This window comes from Microcoleus sp. N3A4, assembly GCF_036701805.1.
In the GTDB taxonomy this organism is placed as follows: domain Bacteria; phylum Cyanobacteriota; class Cyanobacteriia; order Cyanobacteriales; family Microcoleaceae; genus Microcoleus.
Genome location: NZ_JAUBRJ010000175.1, coordinates 1 through 1,565, shown reverse-complemented (window position 1 = coordinate 1,565; position 1,565 = coordinate 1). Strand labels below are relative to the sequence as shown.

Sequence of the window (1,565 nt, the reverse complement as noted above, 5' to 3'; positions counted from 1 at the left end):
TATTCACTGGTTTAAGGAACTTGTTTTCAATTGCTGAAATCAGCATTTTATAGGATTCGTATGTCTATTTTCAGAATTCTATCAATAAGCGTTCAACACTTCTGTATCCTCCCTATACATCGAAGTATAATCCGATTGAACATCGTTTGTTTCCTCACGTAACCAGAGCCTGTCAAGGAGTAATTTTTACTCCTCTTGAGCTAGTTAAAAAACTCATGGCAAAAACTCATAATAAAACCGGGCTTTCTGTGGTAGTAAATGTGAGCGATAAAATTTATGAAACTGGTCGCAAAGTAGCTAAGGGATTTAAAGAAATAATGAAAATTATTTTTGATGAATATCTACCAAAATGGAATTATCGTGCAGTTCCGACTACTTAGCAGACGCTAAAGTTATTAAATTTTCATTCCTAAGTGAATGGGTAGAAGCGGGAAACAATCGAGAAAATTTTACAGAAAAAGGGTCTAAAATAGTGATCGTATTAGACAATGCCAGCTTTCACAAGAAACAAGACTATATCCAGATAATAAAAACAGAAATGCCTAATATTCATCTGGAATACTTACCTGAATATAGCCCCGACTATAACTTGATTGAATTGGTATGGCATTCAGCCAAAGAATATATTGCTAATCGACTTTTTAAATCTCTTGAAGAATTAGAAGTTTTGTTGCATAAGCTTTTAAATGAAGGAGGATTGGTTATCAAATGGGGACGAAAACTCAAAAACAAAGGAAATGCTGTTATCACAATTTAAATGCGAAACAGCTTATTACATGACTAAACTAATGTTGGCAGATATCAAGGATTCCAGCAATAGTTACTTATGATATAGCAGTCCTAAATGAGTCGCAAAATTTTATAAATTATAATAATTAGGGAGTATAATAATACTTGTATACTGGAAATCGGCAAAAAAGCAATATGTCTGAGCAACACTATTTACAAGAATTAAGTGATTTTATAGATGGCAACCCCGACTAAGCGTGAACTGAAGCGAGCTTTAGCAGTAAGGATGTGGATTGAGGGCGTAACTGGTTCGGAAATTAAAAAAATATTAAATGTATCAGCAACATTTATCAGTCAATCCAAAATGAAATTTATCAAAAATGGAGTTGAAGAATTAAAGCTGAGGTATCAAGGGTCAAAAGCATATCTAAGTCCAGCGCAACGCCTAGAGATTGTCAATTACTTAAATACTCAAGAATATTTGAGCTTACAGGAGTTTCAGATATAGAAGACAAGTATGATGTTCGTTTCAAATCAAATCAAAGTTATTATACATTACTTGATGAAGCCAAGGTTAGCTGGAAGAAAACTCAAAAAAGTAATCAAAAAAAAAACGATGAATTGGTAAAAACAAAAAAGATAGAAATCGAAAAAGTTCTGGCAGAAAACCGCGGGCGAGATAGAAGCTGGAAGACTTGTGGTGTATATGATTGATGAATGTCATCTGCTGTGGGGTGATGTTTGTGGATATGTTTGGGGAAAGAAGAATAAAAGAATAGAAGTACCCATGACAAATCAGAGATCAAGGCAAACATATTTTGGTGCCCTCAACTATC

3 protein-coding genes and 1 pseudogene are annotated in these 1,565 nt (G+C 33.9%); all 4 read left to right on the top strand.

Annotation, left to right across the window (positions count from 1 at the left end):
- The first annotated feature begins 146 nt into the window (after positions 1-146).
- The 4 genes and pseudogenes from QUA56_RS36555 (at position 147) to QUA56_RS37070 (ending at position 1,443) form a co-directional block, all read left to right on the top strand.
- Positions 147-380, top strand: a complete 234-nt coding sequence (locus QUA56_RS36555; RefSeq protein ID WP_333368901.1) for an ISAzo13-like element transposase-related protein — start codon at positions 147-149, stop codon at positions 378-380.
- Between the two features lie 35 nt (positions 381-415).
- Positions 416-757 (top strand): annotated as a pseudogene (locus QUA56_RS36550) (transposase); the annotation flags it as partial.
- Between the two features lie 210 nt (positions 758-967).
- Positions 968-1,237, top strand: a complete 270-nt coding sequence (locus QUA56_RS36545; RefSeq protein WP_333368899.1) for a helix-turn-helix domain-containing protein — start codon at positions 968-970, stop codon at positions 1,235-1,237.
- On the top strand, positions 1,123-1,443 hold the full coding sequence (locus QUA56_RS37070; RefSeq protein WP_445242985.1) for a winged helix-turn-helix domain-containing protein: 321 nt from the start codon (positions 1,123-1,125) through the stop codon (positions 1,441-1,443). Before QUA56_RS36545 ends, QUA56_RS37070 begins: the two co-directional genes overlap by 115 nt.
- The last annotated feature ends 122 nt before the right edge of the window (positions 1,444-1,565 follow it).